Origin of the sequence: Serratia sp. FDAARGOS_506 (genome assembly GCF_003812745.1) — a bacterium.
Classification (GTDB): domain Bacteria; phylum Pseudomonadota; class Gammaproteobacteria; order Enterobacterales; family Enterobacteriaceae; genus Serratia.
In genome coordinates, this window is record NZ_CP033831.1 from 1996145 (window position 1) to 2016597 (window position 20453).

A 20453-nucleotide genomic window follows, 5' to 3' on the forward strand; every position below is an offset into this window, starting at 1 on the left:
TTTCGCTAGCTGGGCGAGCGGTTCTGGCTAGTGGGAGGGAGTGACGTTCGGCACAGGAGTCATCATTGCTCTGTGCAACGATGCTGGAATATGGAATCGGACGGTATCGTGTGAGTGTGGTGTACCTCATCCCCAGATGCTCGTTGCAACAGCCTGCTCATCATCAACGGGGTTGTGAAGGGCGCGCAGAGAGAAGGCGGGGCGGGCAAACGCACGTTGCGGCGGTTTTTTCGACACTTAACTCATTGAACAACGGATAAGTGTTGCGTGCTGGTCGCGGGAAGGTATAATTCACCCGTTTTCCGCATACTACTTCAGTGCCGAAGTGGCGAAATCGGTAGACGCAGTTGATTCAAAATCAACCGTAGAGATACGTGCCGGTTCGAGTCCGGCCTTCGGCACCATTAAGTACCGCGCGAACAAGAAGCCACCGAAAGGTGGTTTTTTTGTGCCTGGGATCTGCCCGCCGCCACTACCTGCCCATCAGATTGACGTATTCTTCATTCCCGTTATAAGTATCCTGTTATCTCCCCCCGGAAATATCAAAAATGCGCAGAACTAAAACAAGTGTACTTACGCAATTACCGATCAGCCTCGCGGTTGTCCTGCCTGAGCCACCGAACTGAGTGTGCACGTAGGCGCCGAAAAACACATGCCTTATTCGTATTGAAGGAGTCGGGGTTCCAATCCTGACTGAGGATCTTTCCGCAGCACGGAAAATATATTCTGGCTACCGCCTACATGGAATGGGCTGGATAAATTTACAGGGGGCTGTGGTTAGGGATGTGACTAAGATCGCATAAAAAATGAAATTTGTATGTGTAGAATTGCCTTATATGGGGATGTTTCATAGGTATGTGATTCGCTGTTAATCTCCCAAATTTTATTGTAAATGACTATTCATGGCGGTAACCTCTGTTGTAGCCAGTAGCAAAAACATGTATAGGTTCTTGCTAGTGTGGTTTTTAATTGATAATTTTATATAAAAACTTATCCTATTTGTACCTCGGTGGTTGCTTAAGTCAAATGTGTACAGAATGCGCTCATATGATGGAGTGCTTCTATTTGCTTTTTGGTATAGAAATTATTATAGCTCATCATCTTTGGTGGAGGCTAGATAGAGAGTTTTTCTTTGTAATATGCGTAATTAGTTACTGTTGTCAACGCATTTATAAAGTAATAGATACTTAAATATTTCTCATTATTAATGGCAAGAAAATAATCCACGTGTGAAATTATTAATTCGCGAATTTTATGGATATTTTTGTATAGAGTGGGCTTAGGAGAGGAAAATGAGGGTTTCAAATCCCCCCCAAGCAAGAGACCTGATGGTAACTGCTCGGAGTTTTGGCAACTATGATCTTGCAGCAGCTCTTGCTGATCTGATTGATAACAGTATCAAGGCTAAGGCTACTCGGGTAGATATCAATTTTGAACTAGAGAAAACCGGTAGAGAAGTGGTTGTTAGGATTCGGGATAATGGGCTGGGGATGACTCTGGATGCTCTAAGAGTGGCTATGCGTCCCGCAAGCACCAATCCAGAAGATGACAGGGAACCGGACGATCTTGGAAGATTTGGTTGGGGGTTAAAATCAGCGTCTCTTTCGCAAGCTCGAATACTCACTGTTGTTTCTTGGCGTGATGGGGTTATTAGTGCTGCGAGATGGGATATCGATGATATTGATGATTGGGGAATGGAAGTCATGGAGGGTGCAGAAGCAGAAAGTCTTCTGTCTGCTCCCTGCAAATCTCAATCGGGAACTGAAGTAATATGGACTCGTTGCGATCGTGTACTTGATAGTGAAATCAACTCCTCTTTCGATGATACCCTTACATTTGCTATTGCACACTCAAATCAACAGCTTTCATTGATATTTCACCGATATCTTGCTGGGGAAGCAGATAGGCGTTTGACAATCGCGGTTAATAGTCGCCAGTTACGTCCAATCGATCCATTCATGATATCTCATAATGCTACACAGACCTTAGATGCTGAACTTATTAAGACAGCGAATGGAGCTGTAATTAGTATTCAGCCCTATATTCTGCCGCATTTTTCAAAATTAACTGTTGAGGAACAGAAAGTACTTGGTGGTTCTGAAGGGATGGTCCGTAATCAAGGGTTTTATGTATATCGAAACAAGCGATTAATCATTTATGGGACCTGGTTCCGGTTGATTCCGCATGGTGAACTTTCTCAGTTGACTAGGATCAGAGTCGATATTCCAAATAGTGCTGATGCTGAATGGAGAATCACTGTAGATAAATCGGATGCACAACTCCCGGTTGCTCTTAAACGCCGTCTTCAAGACGTTGTCAAACGTTTCAATCTGCGTTCATTCTCGGTACATCGTAAAAAAGGAATTTCTCTAGATGTCCCGAAAATCCATTCTGTATGGCTCCGCCATATAAAGCATGGTCAGATCTATTATAGAGTAAATCGAGAGCATCCTATCGTAGCGAGCCTATTAGATATGGAGTGTGTCACAAATAATGCTGATGCCGTGCTTCGGTTACTGGAGTCTTATTTTCCAACAGACAGATTTATTGCTGATGCTAACGGTTCTGGTGTCAGTCAATGTTCGACATCAACTGAAGCGTTTGAATCTATTGTCGACCAATGTGTTATAAATTTCCTTCAAAGCAATGATGGATCCTTTGAAGTTGATACATTTTTAGATTTTATAAGAGATGTAGAACCTTTTTCCAGTCAATGGACATACACGGAGAGTTATGTTCGAAAAAATACAGCCGAAAAGTGGGGTATGAAAAGTGGATTTTGAAGCTGCTCTTAGTTTTCTTCGTACGGAGATCGATAAATCTATAAAAGGACGGTTTCCTGTTCCTAAAGGATTCCTTGAAAATCATGTTAAAGAAAAATCAGGTATTTCAAAGATTCTCGAAAAAGGATTGGCTGACCGACTTATTCGGCATCTTGAGACGGTGTATGGAACGAGCCAAGATAAAGGTCATGTACTAAAAACCGACTTCGAAGAGTGGTACAGAAAACGTCAAGGAGAGATAAACTCCTATTTCTGGCGTCGATTGCAAAAATACTGGTTGGATCACTCTATACTCCCAGTTCAGGTTGTTAAAACCGTTGATAAGGTAACAGACGAAATTGTTGGCTACCTAGGTGATCCTCAGGAGAATAAGTCATGGTGCCGTCGTGGCCTTGTTATGGGGCATGTGCAGTCAGGTAAGACTACAAATTATTCAGCACTCATTGCCAAGGCTGCAGACGCCGGTTACCGAGTCATTATTGTGTTGGCAGGGCTTACTAATTCACTTAGATATCAAACTCAGGTAAGGCTAGATCAGAGCTTTGTGGGTAAATCTTCACTTGGTGATACAGTGGCATCGGTTATTTACCCTGTATCGCATGTTTTTAAGGGGATCGAAGACGAAAACTCTGACATTCGACATCCATATTGTGGAACAACGCAAGTTTCAGATTTTAATGTTGGGAAGGCGACAGGAATAGGCGCTACAGAAGAAAACTTTGCTGATCCTATATTGTTTGTGACGAAAAAACACAATAAAGTACTTGAGCAGCTTGCTATTTGGCTTAGAGGGTTACGTCAAGGTGGACAACTTGAAGGGCCGATGTTGTTAATTGATGATGAAGCTGATAATGCATCGATAAATACCGAAAAAAACCCTAATGCTACATCAACAATCAATGCTCGTATCCGTGAGTTATTAGATTGTTCCCGACGTTCATCATATGTTGGATACACTGCAACGCCATTTGCTAATATTTTTATTGACCCTGACACAAATGACGAAATGCTCAAGAATGATCTTTTTCCTGAGCATTTTATCAAGTCACTGGAACCACCAGAAAACTATATTGGTGCTGATAAATTGTTTTCTGAAAATGGTAAGTTCTATAAGATTTGTGTAAGACCTATCCCTGATGACTACAAGGATCTTCTGCCACTTAAGCATAAGTCAGGATACATAGTTACAGCATTGCCTCAAAGCCTCAAAGATGCGGTTTTCGAATATGCACTTTTCAGATGCCTTCGAACGCTAGCCGGTGAAGGAGGGCGACATTCGTCAATGCTTGTGAATGTCAGCAGGTTTAATGCAATTCAACAACAGGTACACAATGAAATTTATCGCCTTGTTCAAGAAATGAAAGCTGCTATAGATGTATGGGCTGTGAACCCAACTTGGGAACGTTCCGAGATTCTGAGTCGTATGTACAAGGTTTGGTGTGATGAATACGAGATGTATTCAGAATTTAATTGGGATGACGTTAGAGAGGTTCTAAAACAGGCAGTTTCATCTATTGAGGTTCGTCTAGTTAATATGCGTGGTGGCGGATTGGACTATGACAAGGCACCTGAATTTGGCCTTCATGTAATCACTGTCGGTGGGTTGGCACTTTCACGTGGTCTCACCTTGGAAGGGCTTGCTGTCTCATATGTACTTCGTAATGTCGGGGCCGCCGATACTTTACTCCAAATGGGACGATGGTTTGGTTATCGCCCTGGATACGAAAAACTCTGTCGTATCCATGCAACGACGGATATGCTTGGAGATTTTCGTGAGGTCAGTGGCTCAGTTGAAGAGCTGCGAGGTGACCTTGTGCGAATGGAAAAAATGGGGCTTACACCAGATCAGTTTGGCCTCAAAGTTCGTCAGAGTTCAACAGGTATTGCTATCACTGCGGCGAACAAAATGAGGGCTGCAAAACCACTTCTGATTGCCTTGGATCTGTCCGTTCGCCATCTTCAAGCATACGAATTGTTTAATAGCTCCGAAATTAACCGCAAACATCTCGATGCTGTCACTTCTTTAGTCAAAATCCTTAACTCAGAAATTCCTAATAAGAGAGTGAGTGATGAATCTGCGTTTGTCTGGTCTCGTATCAACGTTACCGTCGTGAAAGAGTTTCTTCAAAAATTTAAATTACCGCAACTGGAGTTTGCTTTAGGTAACGAAGAAAGAAGCTTGGCTTTGGACTATATCTCAGATCGTGCTGCAGGTGAGCTAGCTAGTTGGGATATAGCGATTCCTTTTAGAAAAAAAAGCTCGTTAAAATTCCCATTGGACCTCGGTATTGAGGGGGCTGAGAGTGTTTTTTGTCGTGAGCGCCACAGCGGGATTCCAAAGTCAGATGACCCTGATGTTGTAAAAGTTACAGAGAAAAATATAGTAGCAGATAAAGCCCCCACTGATCTCAAGTATGGTGAAAGAGGGGAAAGTCTGGAGGGGAAAATAAAAAAAATTAAAGAGGGGGACTCAAAAATTCGTGCTGAGAAAGCCTGTTTACTTTCTAGAGAGCGCCCTTTGCTTGTAATTCATTTGTTTGATTTCGAATTTGATCTTGAGAGAGGTAAGGATAAGTCACTAAAATTCGAGAAGAACTTGCCTGTAGTGACATTGAGTTTGGCTTTTCCTGAAACTAGCGTTCAACCGATACAACGTGAATATGCTATTTCTGTCAGAATGCGCCAGCTCTTGAAGCAGCAGCTGGAGGAAGCCCAAACCGATGAGGATATATTCGATGAGTAGTGAATTTACGGGGAAGTGGGATGAAATAGCTGGGCGTGGACACAGTGCAGGACGTTTTCGTGTTTGCCCTGATCACCAACTTGATCTTTTTATAGGTTTTTCATTAGCCGGAGAACGAGAGTTTACGTTGGAATCTTCTACAGTGGACTTTGATGTGAACGAACTCCCCATATTCGAGAATATGGCTGTCCAAATTGAATATGAAAACGGTATTTATTGCCTTACTTTAAGATTGATAGAGCGTGCTTTAACTGATCTATTCTCAATTATTTGCAGCGATCTTGTAGAAGCTTCATCAGTGGCGGAAAATGCGGGCAGTGCTATTCAGATTTTTGTGAACAGACTTAATCGCTGGGCGGAATTGCTGCGTCGTCGACGTACTCGTGAACTTTCTTTCAAGGAGAGACTGGGTCTTCTGGGGGAACTGAGTATGTTGGTTTGGGTTATTAAAGTCTGTGGTGTTGATGCCCCACTGGCCGTCCGTGGGTGGCGAGGGCCAGATGACGATACCAATGATATCGGTTTGAACAATGTACGTATAGAAGTTAAAGCGCAGCTTTCGACCCAACGGCAATCGCTGAAAATATCTTCGCTTGATCAATTGGACTGGGATAACCGCAATCTCTTCATCGCAGTAAACCGTTTCAGCCCTTCCGATGATGGTGTGAGTCTATCGTCTTTGTCCTTAGCTGTGTCCTCAATGTTAGCAATCAACAGTCATGGGTTTATGGAGTTTCAGCGCAAATTGATCGTTGCAGGTTACGATCCAGATGCTGATTATATTCACGATGCATTCAAGCTTGAAGAATTAAGTGTTTATAGGGTTTCAGAGGGGTTCCCGCGCTTGATTCCAAGCAATGTCCCGCTTGGAATTATCAAGGCTAGGTATGAAATTTCCTGTGAAACGATAAAAGATTTTCTGATAGCGTCATCGGAATTAGAGGCCCTGATAAATGGTTGAACTTCAAGATGAATACTTGTATCTACATGAAGAGGTTCGCGTTGGCAGCATTGCGAACCACGAGCTTCTGATTACGGAGTTTTTTCGAATCTACTCGTCGCTTGCTGCAGAGAATGGAGATACACCAGATATGGAGTATTGCCCGGTTCTTAGGGAGGGATTGGGGGGATACCGTGTTGATGGTTACGCACTAGATATACTAGAAAGTGAAGCCAGTGAGTCTGGTGATCTCTACTTGGCTGTTTGTGACTACCGCCAAGTAGAAGAACTACCAGCAATCAACAGCCGGGATATCGAGCGTGTAGTCGATGGTGTTGAGCGATTCTTCAAGGCTGCAACAAGTCGGAAATTTCTTGATAGCCTAGAAGAGGCTAGTCCAGCTTATCAACTTGCTTTACTTATTCAGCAATACAGCACGAGAATTAAGCGACTTCGCGTCATCATTTTTACTAACGGTCATTTGCGTATCCGCAAAAGCATCTTTGAAACGAAAGATCTTGATGGCATTACCATGCATATCAATGTTCTTGACTTAGAACGCTATTCAAGGATTTCTTCAACTGGCGGGGAACCTGTTGAGATTGATTTTGATGAAAATTTCGATGGTGCTATCGAGTGTTTATCAGCCTCGGTTGGTGCAGATAGCTATCAGAGCTACCTCTTTGCGATCCCTGGTTCGGTGTTGGCAGCAGTTTTTGCAGCATTTGGAAATCGTTTACTTGAGCAGAACGTCAGAACTTACCTTCAGGCAAAGACTGGTGTCAACAAAGGTATTCTGCGCACAATTGCAGAGGATCCAAGTATGTTCTTTGCCTACAATAATGGCGTTACTGCAACGGCATCTTCTGTGCTAACACGAAGGCTTTCTAATGGTGCATTGGCTATATACCATATCAAGAACTTCCAGATCGTGAATGGTGGGCAAACCACCGCATCACTTCTCTATGCTCGTGATGGTTTAGGTAATAAGCTTGACCATGTTTATGTTCAGGTGAAGTTATCGGTAGTTGATGAAATGCGTTTGGCTGATGTCGTTCCGCGAATTTCAGAGTACGCCAACACGCAAAATAAAGTTTCTTTAGCTGATCTTGCCTCCAATAGTCCAGTACAAATTCGAATTGAGCGTTTTTCCAAAGAGATCTCCGTACCACAAAAGGCCGGTGAGTTGCATACTAGTAAGTGGTTTTATGAGCGTACTAGAGGCCAATACAAAAACCTCTTTGCCTATAAAACCAAGTCTGAACGCAACAAACTCGAGTTGATGTACCCGAAAACAAGACTCGTGACAAAGACAGATCTAGCTAAATATGAGTTGTCTTTTGATGGGCGCCCTCATTACGTTAGTGAAGGTGCTCAGAAATGTTTCAACCGCTATACGACATTGGTACTCTTGAAACTTGGAGACGGCACCTTACTTAGTGAAACATGGTTTCGCAGAGCAATGGCTAAAGCATTACTATTCATTGGCCTTGATGAGGCCATTCAGAAGTCATCGTGGTATCTGATGGATAGAGGTTACAAAGCCCAAATAGTTACGTATACGATCGCAGCCTGTGCGAATGAGTTTCGTATAAGAAGCCAACAGATAGATCTAGATCGGATATGGCGAGAACAAAGTATCCCAATCTCATTGCTTGGCTGGATGCTTAAAGAAGCGAGCCAGGTTGCAAAAATTTTGAGATCTCCCCCTGACAATGTCAGGAACATATCGGAATTTGCAAAACGAGACTTTTGCTGGGAGCTGTATGTGAAGGGAAAAATCGGTTCACCGGATGACTCTATTCTTCAGTTCGGCGTCTCTATTGAAGATTACAATGATGAAACAAGACAAGGCAGTCGTGAAGCAGCTAGGCGATTAGATATTGACTTCGATATTAAGGTAACTGGTTTGGTACATCGAGCGAATGACATCATCATTCAGGCTAATAAAATTGGTGCTGCATCTCCCAAAAACATAAGTGCCTTAACCAAGGTTGCTGCGGGTAATTTAAGTCTATCCAAAGGGGAGAAAACCGCTCTTAAGTATCTGCTGGAGCGGTTGGAAATCGAATACTAAAATTAATTGGTTACGGCCATTGCAAGCTGTTTGCTGAGGTAATGGCCGATATGTAAATTGTCTAGAATGCTGGAGGTTAGTCTTGGAGCTTCTATGCCAAAATCTTGGCTACGATTCCAGCAATTTGATTCGCCAAAAGTGGCGGCACTGCATTCCCAACCTGGTGGTACTGTTGGGTACGACCACCCTGGAAAAAGTAGTTGTCTGGGAAAGTCTGTAGCCGAGCAGCTTCTCGTACAGTCAAACTTCTGCATTGTACCGGGTCATAATGGATGAAATAGTGTCCATCCTTGGAAATGTGACTTGTAATCGTTGTCGACGGGTTATCTTTAATTTGAACCCTAAATCTGTCCGAAAACTTGCCTGACTCCCAGTTCTTATGAGCAGGAGCGAGTCTTGGCAAATTAAATTCCTTATGTCCCTTTGGCGATCTTTTGTGAACAGAAGCGAAGGTTGCGGCATAACCATAACGGGCAAGATCATCTATGCGATGCCCACGAGTTTCATGGTTAAGCCAGACATTTAGGTAGGAGTCTAATAGCCATTCATCTAAGTTATCATGTCCTGTTTGTCCTAAATAACCGGCTTTTCTAGGTAGCCTTATACTTCCTGTGGCTTGGACGCAGCCGATGCTGGAAGCGGTTTTTTGTAGATAAGGTGCTAAATTTTTTACGGTATCGTCAGATGTCGATGCAGCCTCTGCCAGTGCTTGCAGTTCCTTACCAACTAGTTCTGCCCATAAAATATTGGAGTCCTTTTCTTTGCTTAACAAACTTCTCAAAGCAGGGAGACCTCCAATAGCATCTTTGACTGATACTGAGTTTTGGCAGGACAACTTGGGCAATTTGTCTTGATAGCGATCTTCTCTTATCCCTAACAAAATGACTCTATGGCGAGCCTGCGGTATGCCAAAGTCCTCGGCACGAATGATATATTTCGTTAGATCCAGCTGACTCGGATCATCACCATCACTAAATACTTGATCGCTGACGAGTGACACTATGTGATAGCGCTGACCTTTTTTTTCTGCACTCAAGGCAGCATTTGGATTGGCAAGGTCTTTCAGGATTTCATGGAATATTTTTTGCCCATTTATAGTCGACGAGAGAATTCCTTTAACGTTCTCCATGACAAAAATATCCGGTTGATAGTTTTGTATGATCCTCAAGTATTCACGATAGAGAAAATGGCGATGATCATCTTCTGCCTTGTAATCAGCGTTACCTTTGTTTCTGGCTCTACCTACCAGTGAATACGCTTGGCAAGGCGGCCCACCAATTAACACCCAGGGTTCTTCAGTGGGGCGTTTATCTAATGCTGCTTTAATTGAAGCATCAAGAGTAGCATTTCCATCAACGCTGCCAATTTCTATGCACATAGCTTCTTTACCGGCCTTATGCCAAAGATCTTCTGTTTCACAGCTGTATGGTTTTTCGGCTTGGCCATTGCAAAAGCGATAGTAATCACCCAGTTTGCTTGGTCTACTACTACAGAGTAATCGATAGAAGGCTCGGAGACGGAGAGTTTGGTGAGCAATAGGATCCTTTTCAGCTGAAACTGCGATCTGGAACGCGGTCCCGTTTTTCAACGAAGAGAAGCCTTCACCCAAGCCACCAGGTCCGGCAAAAAGGTCTACTATTGGAATCGGTAATGAAGTTGTACTCATGAGTTCTTTTTGTAATTTTAATAAGGTAACCAGGATACTAGGAAGAGACGCAAACGGGAAGTAATCATGGATGTCGTCGACCAAAAAACACGCTCTAGAATGATGTCAGGCATCAAAAACAAGAATACGCGGCCGGAAATGCTCGTACGTAAGTACTTACATGCGAAAGCTTTTCGATTCAGACTGCACGTTGCAGATTTACCCGGAAAACCCGATCTGGTTCTTCCCAAGCACAAATTGTGCATCTTTGTACATGGCTGTTTTTGGCATCGCCATGAAGGATGTCGTTATGCTACGACTCCAGCTACTCGCACAGAGTTTTGGACTAAAAAACTTGCATCGAATAAACAACGCGATATTCGCGTCAAGATGCAACTGCTTGACGCTGGATGGCGAGTCTTCGAAATCTGGGAGTGCGGTCTTAGAAAGAAAGATGGTGATTCCTTAAGTTGGTTGCCAGAGTTTATCAACAGCGATGTTCAGACTCTTAGTTGGCCTGACTATGTTTGCAGTGGGGACATGTAGTCAGGCGATAAGCTAATTTGTTCTTGGTTAGAACTTCCCCACTACCCCAAATCCCCCCCATTGCTGGCGATCACCTTCTTGTACCACCAGAACGATTTCTTGCGGGTGCGGGCGAGGGTGCCGTTGCCTTGGTCGTCGCGGTCGACGTAGACAAAGCCGTAGCGCTTGCTCATTTCGCCGGTCGAGGCGGCTACCAGGTCGATGCAGCCCCAGGTGGTGTAACCCAGCACCGGCACGCCGTCGGCGATGGCGTCGGCCATGGCGCGGATGTGTTCGCGCAGGTAGCTGATGCGGTAGTCGTCCTCAATCTCGCCTGCTGCATTGAACTCGTCGTGTGCGCCCAGGCCGTTTTCCACCAGGAACAGCGGCTTTTGGTAGCGGTCGTACATCATGTTCATGGTGATGCGCAGCCCCAGCGGATCGATGCCCCAGCCCCAGTCGCTGCGCGGCAGGTGCGGGTTCGCCAGCGATTTCACCACGTTGGCGGCGCTGCTGTTGTTGTCGTTCATGTCGGCGGAGGCGCAGCGCGAGGCGTAGTAGCTGAAGGAGACGAAGTCGACGGTGTGCTTCAGGATGTCGGCGTCTTCCGGCGCCATGACGATGCTGACGCCTTTCTCGCGGAAGACGCGGGCGGCGTAGGAGGGATAAGCTCCGCGTGCTTGCACGTCGATAAAGAACAGGTTCTCGCGGTCTTTCTCCAGCGCGGCCCACACGTCTTCCGGCTTGCTGGACCACGGGTAGAAGTTGCCGCCGGCCAGCATGCAGCCCACCTGGTTGGCGGGGTTCACTTCGTGGGCGATGCGCGTCGCCAGCGCGCTGGCCACCAGTTCGTGGTGCGCGGCCTGGTATTTCACCTGTTCGGGGTTTTCGTCCGCTTCAAACACCAGCCCGGCGCCGGAGAACGGGCTGTGCAGCAGGATGTTGATCTCGTTGAAGGTCAGCCAGTATTTCACCAGCCCGTCGAAGGCCTCGAAGCAGGTGCGGGCGTAGCGGGTGAAGAACTCCACCATCTTGCGGCTGCGCCAGGAGCCGTATTCGGTCACCAGATGCATCGGCACGTCGAAGTGGCACAGGGTGACCAGCGGCTCGATGCCGTATTGGCGGCACTCTTCGAACAGGCTGCGGTAGAAGGCGATGCCTTCGGGGTTGGGCGTCAGCTCGTCGCCGTTGGGGTAAATCCGGCTCCAGGCGATGGAGGTGCGGAACACGGTAAAGCCCATCTCCGCCATCAGCGCGATGTCGTCGCGGTAGCGGTGGTAGAAATCGATGGCGTCGTGGCTGGGGTAAAACTCGTCGTCGCGCAGGCTAAAGCGCTTCTCCAGCCCGAGTTTGACCGCCATGCGGTTGGCGCCGTGCGGGATCATATCGACGGTGGTCAGCCCTTTGCCGCCCTCGCGATAGCCGCCTTCCGCCTGGTTGGCGGCTAAAGCGCCGCCCCATAAAAATCCTTTAGGGAATGTTGAATCGGACATGCAATCCTCTGGTGTCTCAATGCGTTGCGCTGGCGGCGTTCGCCGCCGGTGCGGTTTGGCCGGGCGCGGCGGCGTTTTCCGGCAGATCCTCGAAGCCCAGCATCAGCGTGAGCGCGAACGACAGCACCACCGAGAGCGCCATCACCGCCACCACCCACACGATGCTCATCGGGTTGGCCGGATCGAAGAACTGCACGCTGGTGAACAGCCCGGGCGAGGCCATCGAATGGCTGGCCAACCCGCCGATGCCGGCGACCGCGCCGCAGACGAAGCCGTTGATCAGGCTGGCGACCAGCGGCCGCTTCAGGCGCACCGCCACGCCGTACAGCGCCGGTTCGGAAATCCCCGCCACGATGGCGGAGGCGGCGGCGGCCAGCGCGGTCTGGCGCAGCTCGCGGTTCTTGGTTTTCAGCGCCACCGCCAGCGAAGCGCCGCCCAGCGACAGGTTGGCGCCGATCTCCGAAGGCATCACCATGCCCTCTTTGCCGGTCTCGGCGATGGTCTGGATGATGGTCGGGGTGAACACCCGGTGCATGCCGGTGATCACCAGCAGCGGCCAAATCGCCCCCATGATGGCCACGGAGAGCCAGCCCAGGTAGCCGTGCACGGTGTACACCAGCGCAGAGATGCCGCTGCCGATCCAGATGCCGAGCGGGCCGATAAGCAGAATGGCGATCGGCGCGGCGATTAGCACGATCAGCATCGGCTTGAGGAAGTTCTTGGTCACCGCCGGGGTGATGCGATCCACCCCGCGTTCGATGTGCGACAGGATCCAGGTCATCACCAGCGCCGGGATCACCGTGTAGGTGTATTTCACCGCCGTCACCGGGATGAAGGCGAATTCCACCGCCTGGCCCTGCGCCGCCTTGGCCATCAGATCGATAAAGTTGGGATGCACCAGCACCCCGGCGATAGCGATCGCCAACGACATGTTGGTTTTGAACTTCAGCGCCGCCGAGGCGGCGACCATCACCGGCAGGAAGAAGAATGCGCCGTCGCCGATCACGTTGAGGATGACGAGGGTCGAGGAGCCTTTCTCGAATACCCCGGCCATATCCAGGATCATCGCCAGCAGCTTCACCATCGAGCCGCCGATGATAGCGGGGATCAGGGGCGACATGGTGCCCACCAGCGCGTCGAGAATGCCGGCGCCGATGCCCTTCAGGGTGAGCTGGCGTTTCACCGGGGCGGCGGGAGCCGCCGCGCCCGGCATGCCGAGCGCCAGCACCGCCTGATAGGCCTTGGCCACCTCGTTGCCGATGATTACCTGGCACTGCTCGCCGCTGTGCACCACGCCCAGCACGCCGTCGATGGCCTTCAGCGCCGGCGTGTCGATCCGTGTTTTGTCTTTCACCACGAATCTCAGGCGGGTCATGCAGTGGGTCACGGTCTCGATATTGCCCGCGCCGCCCAGGGCGGCCACGATGGCGTGCGAGATCTCTGCGTAGTTCTTCGGCATGGCGTGTCGTCTCTCAGATAGCAATTCGGATAGCCCAAAGGCGAATATTTACTGCTTGGGCGATCCGTCGTTCCATCCGTATGAAACGCCCATAAGAAACCGGTTTCACAAAATCATGTATTGGTGTTTTGTTGTTGGCAAGAGATATGATTTTTGGTGTTGCATTTTCGTGATCTGGATCGTCATAGGTAAGTGCGCACCGACGCGCAGGGGCGCGAAAACGTTCCAAACGCCGGGCGTCTTGGGTAGACTGCGCTGAACCCATGGATTTTGGCGGCGCACAGATGGCAACGATACTCGAGGTGGCGAAAAAGGCCGGCGTTTCAAAGGCGACGGTGTCGCGCGTTTTGTCCGGCAGCGGCTATGTCAGCGAGGAGAAACGCGCGTTGGTGGATAAAGCCATCGCGGAAACCGGCTATCGGCCCAACCTGCTGGCGCGCAGCCTGGCGACCAACACCACCCAAACCCTCGGCCTGGTGGTCACCAATACCCTCTACAGCGGCAACTATTTCAGCGAACTGATGGCGCAGTCGGCGCGCATCATGGAGGCGAACGGCCGCCAACTGATCCTGGTGGACGGCAAGCACACCGCCGAAGAGGAGCGGGCCGCCATTCAGTTTTTGCTGGATCTGCGCTGCGACGGGGTGATCATCTACCCGCGTTTTCTGTCGATTGCGGAAATGGACGAGATCGTCTCCCAACACCGCCAGCCGATTCTGGTGATCAACCGTCGGCTGCGGCTGAACGACAGCTACTGCATCTTCAGCGATCAGCACGCCGCCGGCGCGGCGGCGGTGGCGCACCTGATCGCGCGCGGGCATCGTGACATCGCCTTTATCACCGGCTCGCTCGATTCCCCCACCGGGCTGGAGCGGCTTTCCGGCTACAAATCCGCGCTGGCGCAGGAGGGCATCACGGTTAACGAGGCGTTGATCGTCGAGGGGAAATGGCACGCGCAAAGCGGCGTGGCGGCGGTCGATGCGCTGCTGGCCGGCGGGCAACCGTTCAGCGCTATCGTCGCCGGCAACGACGAAATGGCCATCGGCGCGATGAAGCGGCTGGCGGAGCGCGGCGTGGCGGTGCCGGAGGCGGTATCGGTCATCGGCTTCGACGACATCCCGCTGGCGCCCTATACCGTGCCGTCGCTGTCGAGCATGAAGATGCCGGTTACCGAGATGATCCAGGAGACCATCAACCGCCTGCTGTCGATGCTGGACGGCGGCGAGCTGAGCAAGCGCCCCAGCTTCCCGGCCAGCCTGATCGAGCGCGACTCGGTGGCGGCGGGCCCGTATCGGGGAAAGGCATAATCGCGTACCCGCCTTTTTCAGGTGCTACAACGCTTGCACCTGCCTCCTCGATAAAGCAAAAATCCCCAGCGCGCTGCCCAATGCCAGGGCGCTGGCGGCTGCCGTGGATAGCGCGAACTCGCGCGTGTAGGGCAACAGCAGGCCAACCGCAGAGATGCTGCCCAACAGCAGGCTAAAGAACAGCGTTTTTTTACGATAGGGTGCCTTTAGGTTGAGATAGGCGGCGACGGCGCAGACGATAAGTGTTCCACCGACGACGACCAACAGCGGCAGGATGATGAGCGCCCCGGCGAGGAGATTGGACAGCCCAACGTCCTCCACGCCGGCATAAGAGACAATAAGAAACATGATGCCGATGGCTAACACCGTGCTCAGTTTGATGACGATATAGGCGCTCGCGCACAGGTTAAGCGCCTTTAATCCTACTATCATCACGTTGTTTGCCATCGTTCATCCTTGAGTTTGCTGGATATGGGGCGTGTTGGCCTGGGGAATGGCTTATCTTACCCCAGCCCCCCAATCCTGCCCCGAATCTCCTCCTCCGGCAGATCCACGCCGATAAACACCAGCGTACTCTTGCGTTCTTCCTCCGGCAGCCACTCCCGATCCCAGTCGGCGTTATACAGCCGTTGCACGCCCTGGAACAGCAGGCGGCGCGGTTCGTCTTCGATAGACAGAATGCCTTTGTAGCGCAGCAGGTTGTCGGCGTATTCCAGCAGCAGGCCTTCCATCACGTCGGAGATTTGCATCAGCGGCAGCGGGCGCTTCAGCGTCACGACAATTGAGCGGATGTCGCTCTGCGGCTGCGGAATGCGGCGGAACAGTGGGGCGGGCGGCGTCAGGTTGAGCTTGTCGTTCAGCGTAAAGCCTTCGATGTCGAACAGCACGCTCAGATCGATGTCGCCGTGCGTCACCTGGTAGACCGGCGCGCGGGCGTTCATCCGTTGCAGCCGCTGGATCAGCGCCTCGCAGTCCGGCGCCACGTCGGTTTTGGTCAGCAGGATGCGGTCGGCGTAGCCCACCTGCGCCTGGGCGATGCTGAACTGGCTCAGCTGCTGCTCGGCGTGCGCCGCGTCCACCAGGGTGATGATGCCGTCCAGCAGGAAGCGCTCGCACAGGATCTCGTGCGAGAAAAAGGTCTGGGTAATCGGGCCGGGATCGGCCATGCCGGTGCATTCGATGATCAGCCGATCGAACACCAGCTGGCCGCTGTCGACGCCGTCCAGCAGATCCAGCAGCGCGTCCGCCAGTTCGTTGGACTTGCTGCAGCAGATGCAGCCGTTACTCAACGTGGTGATGCGGCTGGCGCGATCGCCGATCAGCGCGTCGTCGATCGGCACTTCGCCGAACTCGTTCTCGATGACCGCGATTTTATAGCCGTGTTCGGCGTTCAGGATGTGGCGCAGCAGGGTGGTTTTGCCGGCGCCCAAAAAGCCGGTCAGGATGGTGACTGCAATGGGTTTCATACGGGTCCTTGTGACTGCGGGTTAACAGCAGCGCATGCCGCCTTTGCCGTCGCCGCCGTAGCGCGCTTGCTGGCGCTCGCGGAAAAATTCTTTATAGGTCATCACCGGCTTGTCCGGGTGGTTGTCTTTCATGTGCTGGACGTAGGTATCGTAGTCAGGTACGCCCACCAACATGCGCGCCGCCTGCCCGAGATATTTCCCCGCCTGGCCGAGATTTCCGAACATAAGCCTTCTCCAACTTTACCCTGCATCACTACAGCGCTTGCTTAAGCCTGATATTAGGGGAAGCCGGGGGATGGGGTTCCCGCAGGGATGCCCCACCTCCGGGTCGCCCCGGGTATCTCGATTGCATCGCGCCGCACGCCTGGCATCTTGCGATACGCAGGCCGTGCGGCTTTGGGTACTACTTAACGTTATTATGCAGGGTATCCGTTAAATCACATCAATGCTGGGTCGAAACTTTGACCTCCCCCTCAGTTACGCCGTCGGCGGGCGTGGCCTGTGGCACCGGTACGTAAAGCGTTTCCTGATCGGTGCGTTTCGGGTTTTTGTGCGCCGCCATTGCGGTTTTCACCCCGTAGAAGATGATGCTGTACACCACCAGCAGGAACAGAATGCTCAGCCCGGCGTTGGTGTAGTTGTTCACCACGATGTGGTTCATGTTGGCGATCTGCTGGGCGCTCAGCTCGGCGCCGCCTTCGGCGATCTTGCGTTTATACTCGCCGGCCAGGAAGAAGAAGCCTTCCAGCTGCGGGTTGTCGCTGAACAGCTTCAGCCCCAGCGCGTAGGTGGTGCAGATCAGCAGCCACACCGCCGGCAGCACGGTCACCCAGATGTATTGGGTGCGCTTCATCTTAATCAGCACCACGGTGCCCAGCACCAGCGCCACGGCGGCCAGCATCTGGTTGGAGATGCCGAACAGCGGCCACAGGCTCTTCACGCCGCCGAGCGGATCCACCACGCCCTGATACAGCAGGTAGCCCCACAGCCCGACGCAGCCGGCGGTGCCGACGATGCCGGCCACCAGAGAGTCGGTTTTCTTCAGGAACGGCACGAAGTTGCCCAGCAGATCCTGCAGCATAAAGCGGCCGGAGCGGGTACCGGCGTCCAGCGCGGTCAGGATGAACAGCGCCTCGAACAGAATGCCGAAGTGGTACCAGAAGCCCATGTTGGCGCCCGGAATGATCTGATGGAACACGTGGGCGATGCCCACCGCCAGCGTTGGCGCGCCGCCGGCGCGGTTCAGCACCGAAGGTTCGCCGATGTCGGTGGCGGTCTGCAGGATCTGTTCCGGGCTGATGACGAAGCCCCAGGAGCTGACCGCCGCCGCCGCGTGCACGGTCACGTCCTTCAGCGAAGCCATGATCATCGGCGCGTCTTCGGTGCCCAGACGGTGCAGATCCGGCATGGTGATGCCCAGCGCCGCCGGCGGGGTGTTCATGGCGAAGTACAGGCCCGGCTCGATGATGGACGCCGCCACCAGCGCCATGATGGCGACGAAGGACTCCATCAGCATCGCGCCGTAACCGATGAAGCGCGCGTCGGTCTCATTGGCCAACAGCTTCGGCGTGGTGCCGGAGGCGATCAGCGCATGGAAGCCGGAGACCGCGCCGCAGGCGATGGTGATGAACAGGAACGGGAACAGGGTACCTTTCCACACCGGGCCGGTGCCGTCGACGAACTGGGTCACCGCCGGCATTTTCAGCTCAGGGTTGAGGATCACGATGCCGATCGCCAGCCCGACGATCACGCCGATTTTCAGGAAGGTCGCCAGGTAGTCGCGCGGCGCCAGGATCAGCCACACCGGCAGCAGGGCGGAGACGAACGCGTACCCGATCAGCGTGAAGGTGATGGTGGTGTCTTTAAAGGTCAGCGCCGGGCCCCAGTACGGGTCGTGCGCCACCACGCCGCCGAACCAGATGGCGGCCACCAGCAGCACGATGCCGATGATTGACACTTCACCCACGCGGCCGGGGCGCAGGTAGCGCATGTAGATGCCCATAAACAGCGCGATCGGCACGGTGGAGCAGACGGTGAACACGCCCCACGGGCTCTCCGCCAGCGCTTTCACCACGATCAGCGCCAGCACCGCCAGGATGATGATCATGATCAGGAAGCAGCCGAACAGGGCGATGGTGCCCGGTATCGGCCCCATCTCTTTTTTGATGATCTCACCGAGCGAGGCGCCGTTGCGGCGCGAGGAGATGAACAGCACCATAAAGTCCTGTACCGCCCCCGCCAGCACCACGCCGCCCAGCAGCCACAGCGTGCCGGGCAGGTAGCCGACCTGCGCGGCCAGCACCGGCCCCACCAGCGGCCCGGCGCCGGCGATGGCGGCGAAGTGGTGGCCGAACAGCACGTTCTTGTTGGTCGGCACGTAGTTCAGGCCGTCGTTGTTGACCACCGCCGGAGTGGCGCGGCCGGCGTCCAGCTTCATCACCTTGGTGGCGATGTACAGGCTGTAGTAGCGGTAGGCCACCAGATACACCGCCACCGAAGCGACGACGATCCACAGCGCGCTGATGTGTTCACCGCGGCGCAGCGCCACCACGCCGAGGCAGGCTGCGCCGAGTATCCCCAGCAGCATCCACGGAATGTGCTTTAAAATCCCCTCTCGTTTCATGAGGTATCCTTAATTCCAGTCTGCAAAATATGAATGAACTCATCCGCTTGTAAGAGATGTCAGAGTGGCGCGGTGAGCCGTAGCGTCTTTCCCGAGGTAAAGCGGGTTTAGGAACAGCTCATCATCGCCGGGGGTAAGGGGGGAAGACAGGCGTATTTCGGTCAGCGGTCAGATTCGCCGGGTGAACGGTTGGATTGGCGGGGTGAGCGGTTGGCGGCCTGAGCCATAGGTTCGGCCGCCGATGGTCTGAGCTCAATAAACCTGCCTGCCGTTGATGCCGGCGGGGAAAATGCCGGTGGCGAACAGATGCCCGTTGGCCTGGATCTGATCGTCGGGCAGCATCTCCAGCGGGAACTCGGCCGCCAGGCAGCTGAGAAAGGCGTTGCGATCGTCGTTGGTGGTAAAGCCGATCAGATCGTAGAACAGCAGCGAAGCGATCAGTTGGCGATGTTCCGGGATGCGCCGCAGCAGCGCCGCCGATGGGAACGGCAGGTGGAAGAAGAACGCGCAGGCGTTCAGCAGCCCTTGCTCCTTCAGCGCCTGGGCGCAGGGCAGCAGCTGATAGTCGTCGATGCAGACGATGTCGCCGGGGCACAGGTGCTCGCAGGCGATATCGGCAAACCGGCGGTTCAGCTGCCGGTAGGCGCGGTAGTTTTCCGGCGTGAAATGCGCCTTCTCCGGCTGGTTGTGGAACACCGGCCACAGGCCGTCGTGGTAATAGCCCTGATAGTGGCGGCGAAACTCCTCGATCGACAGCGGAAAGGTCACCTGATCGTAACCGGCACGCTGCCGGCAGCTGATCGGGCGCTGCGCGAAATTCTGCACGTCGCCGTTCCAGCCGAGCCATAGCCCCGGTTCGGCGTCGGCCGCCAGCGTCTGGCCGGCGCAGGCCAGATCCTTACCGTCGCACTGCTTGTTGGAAATCAGCACCAAACGAGACATGGAGGCCTCCTTATCAGTGAAGGGCGCGCAGGGCGTGCGCCGAACCATCGGCGCGCCAGGGCGCCTGCAGCGCGGGCAGCGTGACGCGCAGGCCGCGCAAGGCCGGATGCGCCAGACAGCAGCGCGTCAGCCAGCTTCCCAGCCCGACGCCGCGGTATTCGGCGCTGACGAACAGTTCGCTCACCGACGCGAAGGTGGCGTAATCGGTCACCATGCGGGCGAAGCCGAGCAGGTGGCGCTTGCGGTACAGCCCGAAGCACAGGCCGTGGTGCACGAGACGCTCGGCCGCCGCCCGATCCGGCAGGCTGAGGAAACGCTGGATCGCCTCGATATCCAACAGCTGCCGATCGGTGCTGATATGAAAAACGCCTTTGCGCCAGCAGAGCAGCGGCTGCACGGGCGCCCGTTGCGGTTGCATATTCATGATTATCCTTAGGTTAATGAACCGGG

15 protein-coding genes and 1 tRNA gene are annotated in these 20453 nt (G+C 52.6%); 7 read left to right on the forward strand and 9 right to left on the reverse strand.

Annotation, left to right across the window (positions count from 1 at the left end):
* Positions 1-319 precede the first annotated feature (319 nt).
* The 5 genes from EGY12_RS09645 (at position 320) to EGY12_RS09665 (ending at position 8543) form a co-directional block, all read left to right on the forward strand.
* Positions 320-404: transfer RNA gene (locus EGY12_RS09645), tRNA-Leu, on the forward strand.
* A gap of 924 nt (positions 405-1328) precedes the next feature.
* On the forward strand, positions 1329-2783 hold the full coding sequence (locus tag EGY12_RS09650; protein ID WP_172962912.1) for an ATP-binding protein: 1455 nt from the start codon (positions 1329-1331) through the stop codon (positions 2781-2783).
* Positions 2773-5526: a Z1 domain-containing protein gene (locus EGY12_RS09655; protein ID WP_123893249.1), complete on the forward strand. Its 2754-nt coding sequence runs from the start codon at positions 2773-2775 to the stop codon at positions 5524-5526. Before EGY12_RS09650 ends, EGY12_RS09655 begins: the two co-directional genes overlap by 11 nt.
* Positions 5519-6487 carry a PD-(D/E)XK motif protein gene (locus tag EGY12_RS09660; protein WP_172962913.1) on the forward strand — a complete coding sequence of 323 codons (969 nt, stop codon included), beginning with the start codon at positions 5519-5521 and terminating at the stop codon, positions 6485-6487. The genes EGY12_RS09655 and EGY12_RS09660 overlap by 8 nt, the downstream gene beginning before the upstream one ends.
* Positions 6480-8543 (forward strand): AIPR family protein, encoded by a 2064-nt coding sequence (locus tag EGY12_RS09665; protein WP_123893252.1) that lies wholly within the window; start codon positions 6480-6482, stop codon positions 8541-8543. The genes EGY12_RS09660 and EGY12_RS09665 overlap by 8 nt, the downstream gene beginning before the upstream one ends.
* Positions 8544-8634: 91 nt before the next feature.
* Here EGY12_RS09665 and EGY12_RS09670 read toward each other — a convergent pair whose 3' ends face one another.
* Positions 8635-10293 (reverse strand): DNA cytosine methyltransferase, encoded by a 1659-nt coding sequence (locus tag EGY12_RS09670; RefSeq protein ID WP_253722949.1) that lies wholly within the window; start codon positions 10291-10293, stop codon positions 8635-8637.
* Here EGY12_RS09670 and EGY12_RS09675 point away from each other — a divergent pair.
* Positions 10276-10734 carry a very short patch repair endonuclease gene (locus EGY12_RS09675; protein WP_071845097.1) on the forward strand — a complete coding sequence of 153 codons (459 nt, stop codon included), beginning with the start codon at positions 10276-10278 and terminating at the stop codon, positions 10732-10734. The genes EGY12_RS09670 and EGY12_RS09675 overlap by 18 nt on opposite strands.
* 41 nt (positions 10735-10775) lie before the next feature.
* On the opposite strand, the gene EGY12_RS09680 is transcribed toward EGY12_RS09675, so the two are convergent.
* Together EGY12_RS09680 and ascF are read right to left on the reverse strand one after the other, a co-directional pair.
* Positions 10776-12206 carry a 6-phospho-beta-glucosidase gene (locus EGY12_RS09680; protein ID WP_123893256.1) on the reverse strand — a complete coding sequence of 477 codons (1431 nt, stop codon included), beginning with the start codon at positions 12204-12206 and terminating at the stop codon, positions 10776-10778.
* Positions 12207-12222: 16 nt separating this feature from the next.
* Positions 12223-13665, reverse strand: a complete 1443-nt coding sequence (ascF, locus tag EGY12_RS09685) for a PTS cellobiose/arbutin/salicin transporter subunit IIBC (RefSeq protein ID WP_123893257.1) — start codon at positions 13663-13665, stop codon at positions 12223-12225.
* A gap of 284 nt (positions 13666-13949) precedes the next feature.
* Here ascF and EGY12_RS09690 point away from each other — a divergent pair, with 284 nt between their 5' ends.
* Entirely contained in the window at positions 13950-14972 is a 1023-nt protein-coding gene (locus EGY12_RS09690; RefSeq protein WP_123893259.1) for a LacI family DNA-binding transcriptional regulator, read from the forward strand.
* Positions 14973-14996: 24 nt separating this feature from the next.
* Here the strand turns inward: EGY12_RS09690 and EGY12_RS09695 are convergent, their stop codons facing one another.
* The 6 genes from EGY12_RS09695 to EGY12_RS09720 form a co-directional block, all read right to left on the reverse strand.
* Positions 14997-15419 (reverse strand): hypothetical protein, encoded by a 423-nt coding sequence (locus tag EGY12_RS09695; RefSeq protein WP_123893261.1) that lies wholly within the window; start codon positions 15417-15419, stop codon positions 14997-14999.
* 56 nt (positions 15420-15475) lie between these two features.
* Positions 15476-16438 (reverse strand): GTPase, encoded by a 963-nt coding sequence (gene yjiA / locus EGY12_RS09700; RefSeq protein WP_123893263.1) that lies wholly within the window; start codon positions 16436-16438, stop codon positions 15476-15478.
* Between the two features lie 21 nt (positions 16439-16459).
* A complete protein-coding gene (locus EGY12_RS09705) occupies positions 16460-16663 on the reverse strand; it encodes a YbdD/YjiX family protein (RefSeq protein ID WP_004953088.1) in 204 nt (67 codons plus the stop codon).
* 217 nt (positions 16664-16880) lie between these two features.
* Positions 16881-19061, reverse strand: a complete 2181-nt coding sequence (locus EGY12_RS09710; RefSeq protein WP_123893265.1) for a carbon starvation CstA family protein — start codon at positions 19059-19061, stop codon at positions 16881-16883.
* A 252-nt stretch (positions 19062-19313) separates the two neighbouring features.
* The gene (locus EGY12_RS09715) at positions 19314-20003 is read right to left on the reverse strand and encodes a trehalose-6-phosphate synthase (protein ID WP_123893267.1); all 690 of its coding nucleotides are present in this window, start codon (positions 20001-20003) and stop codon (positions 19314-19316) included.
* A 13-nt stretch (positions 20004-20016) separates the two neighbouring features.
* Entirely contained in the window at positions 20017-20427 is a 411-nt protein-coding gene (locus EGY12_RS09720) for a GNAT family N-acetyltransferase (RefSeq protein WP_033636925.1), read from the reverse strand.
* Positions 20428-20453 lie beyond the last annotated feature (26 nt).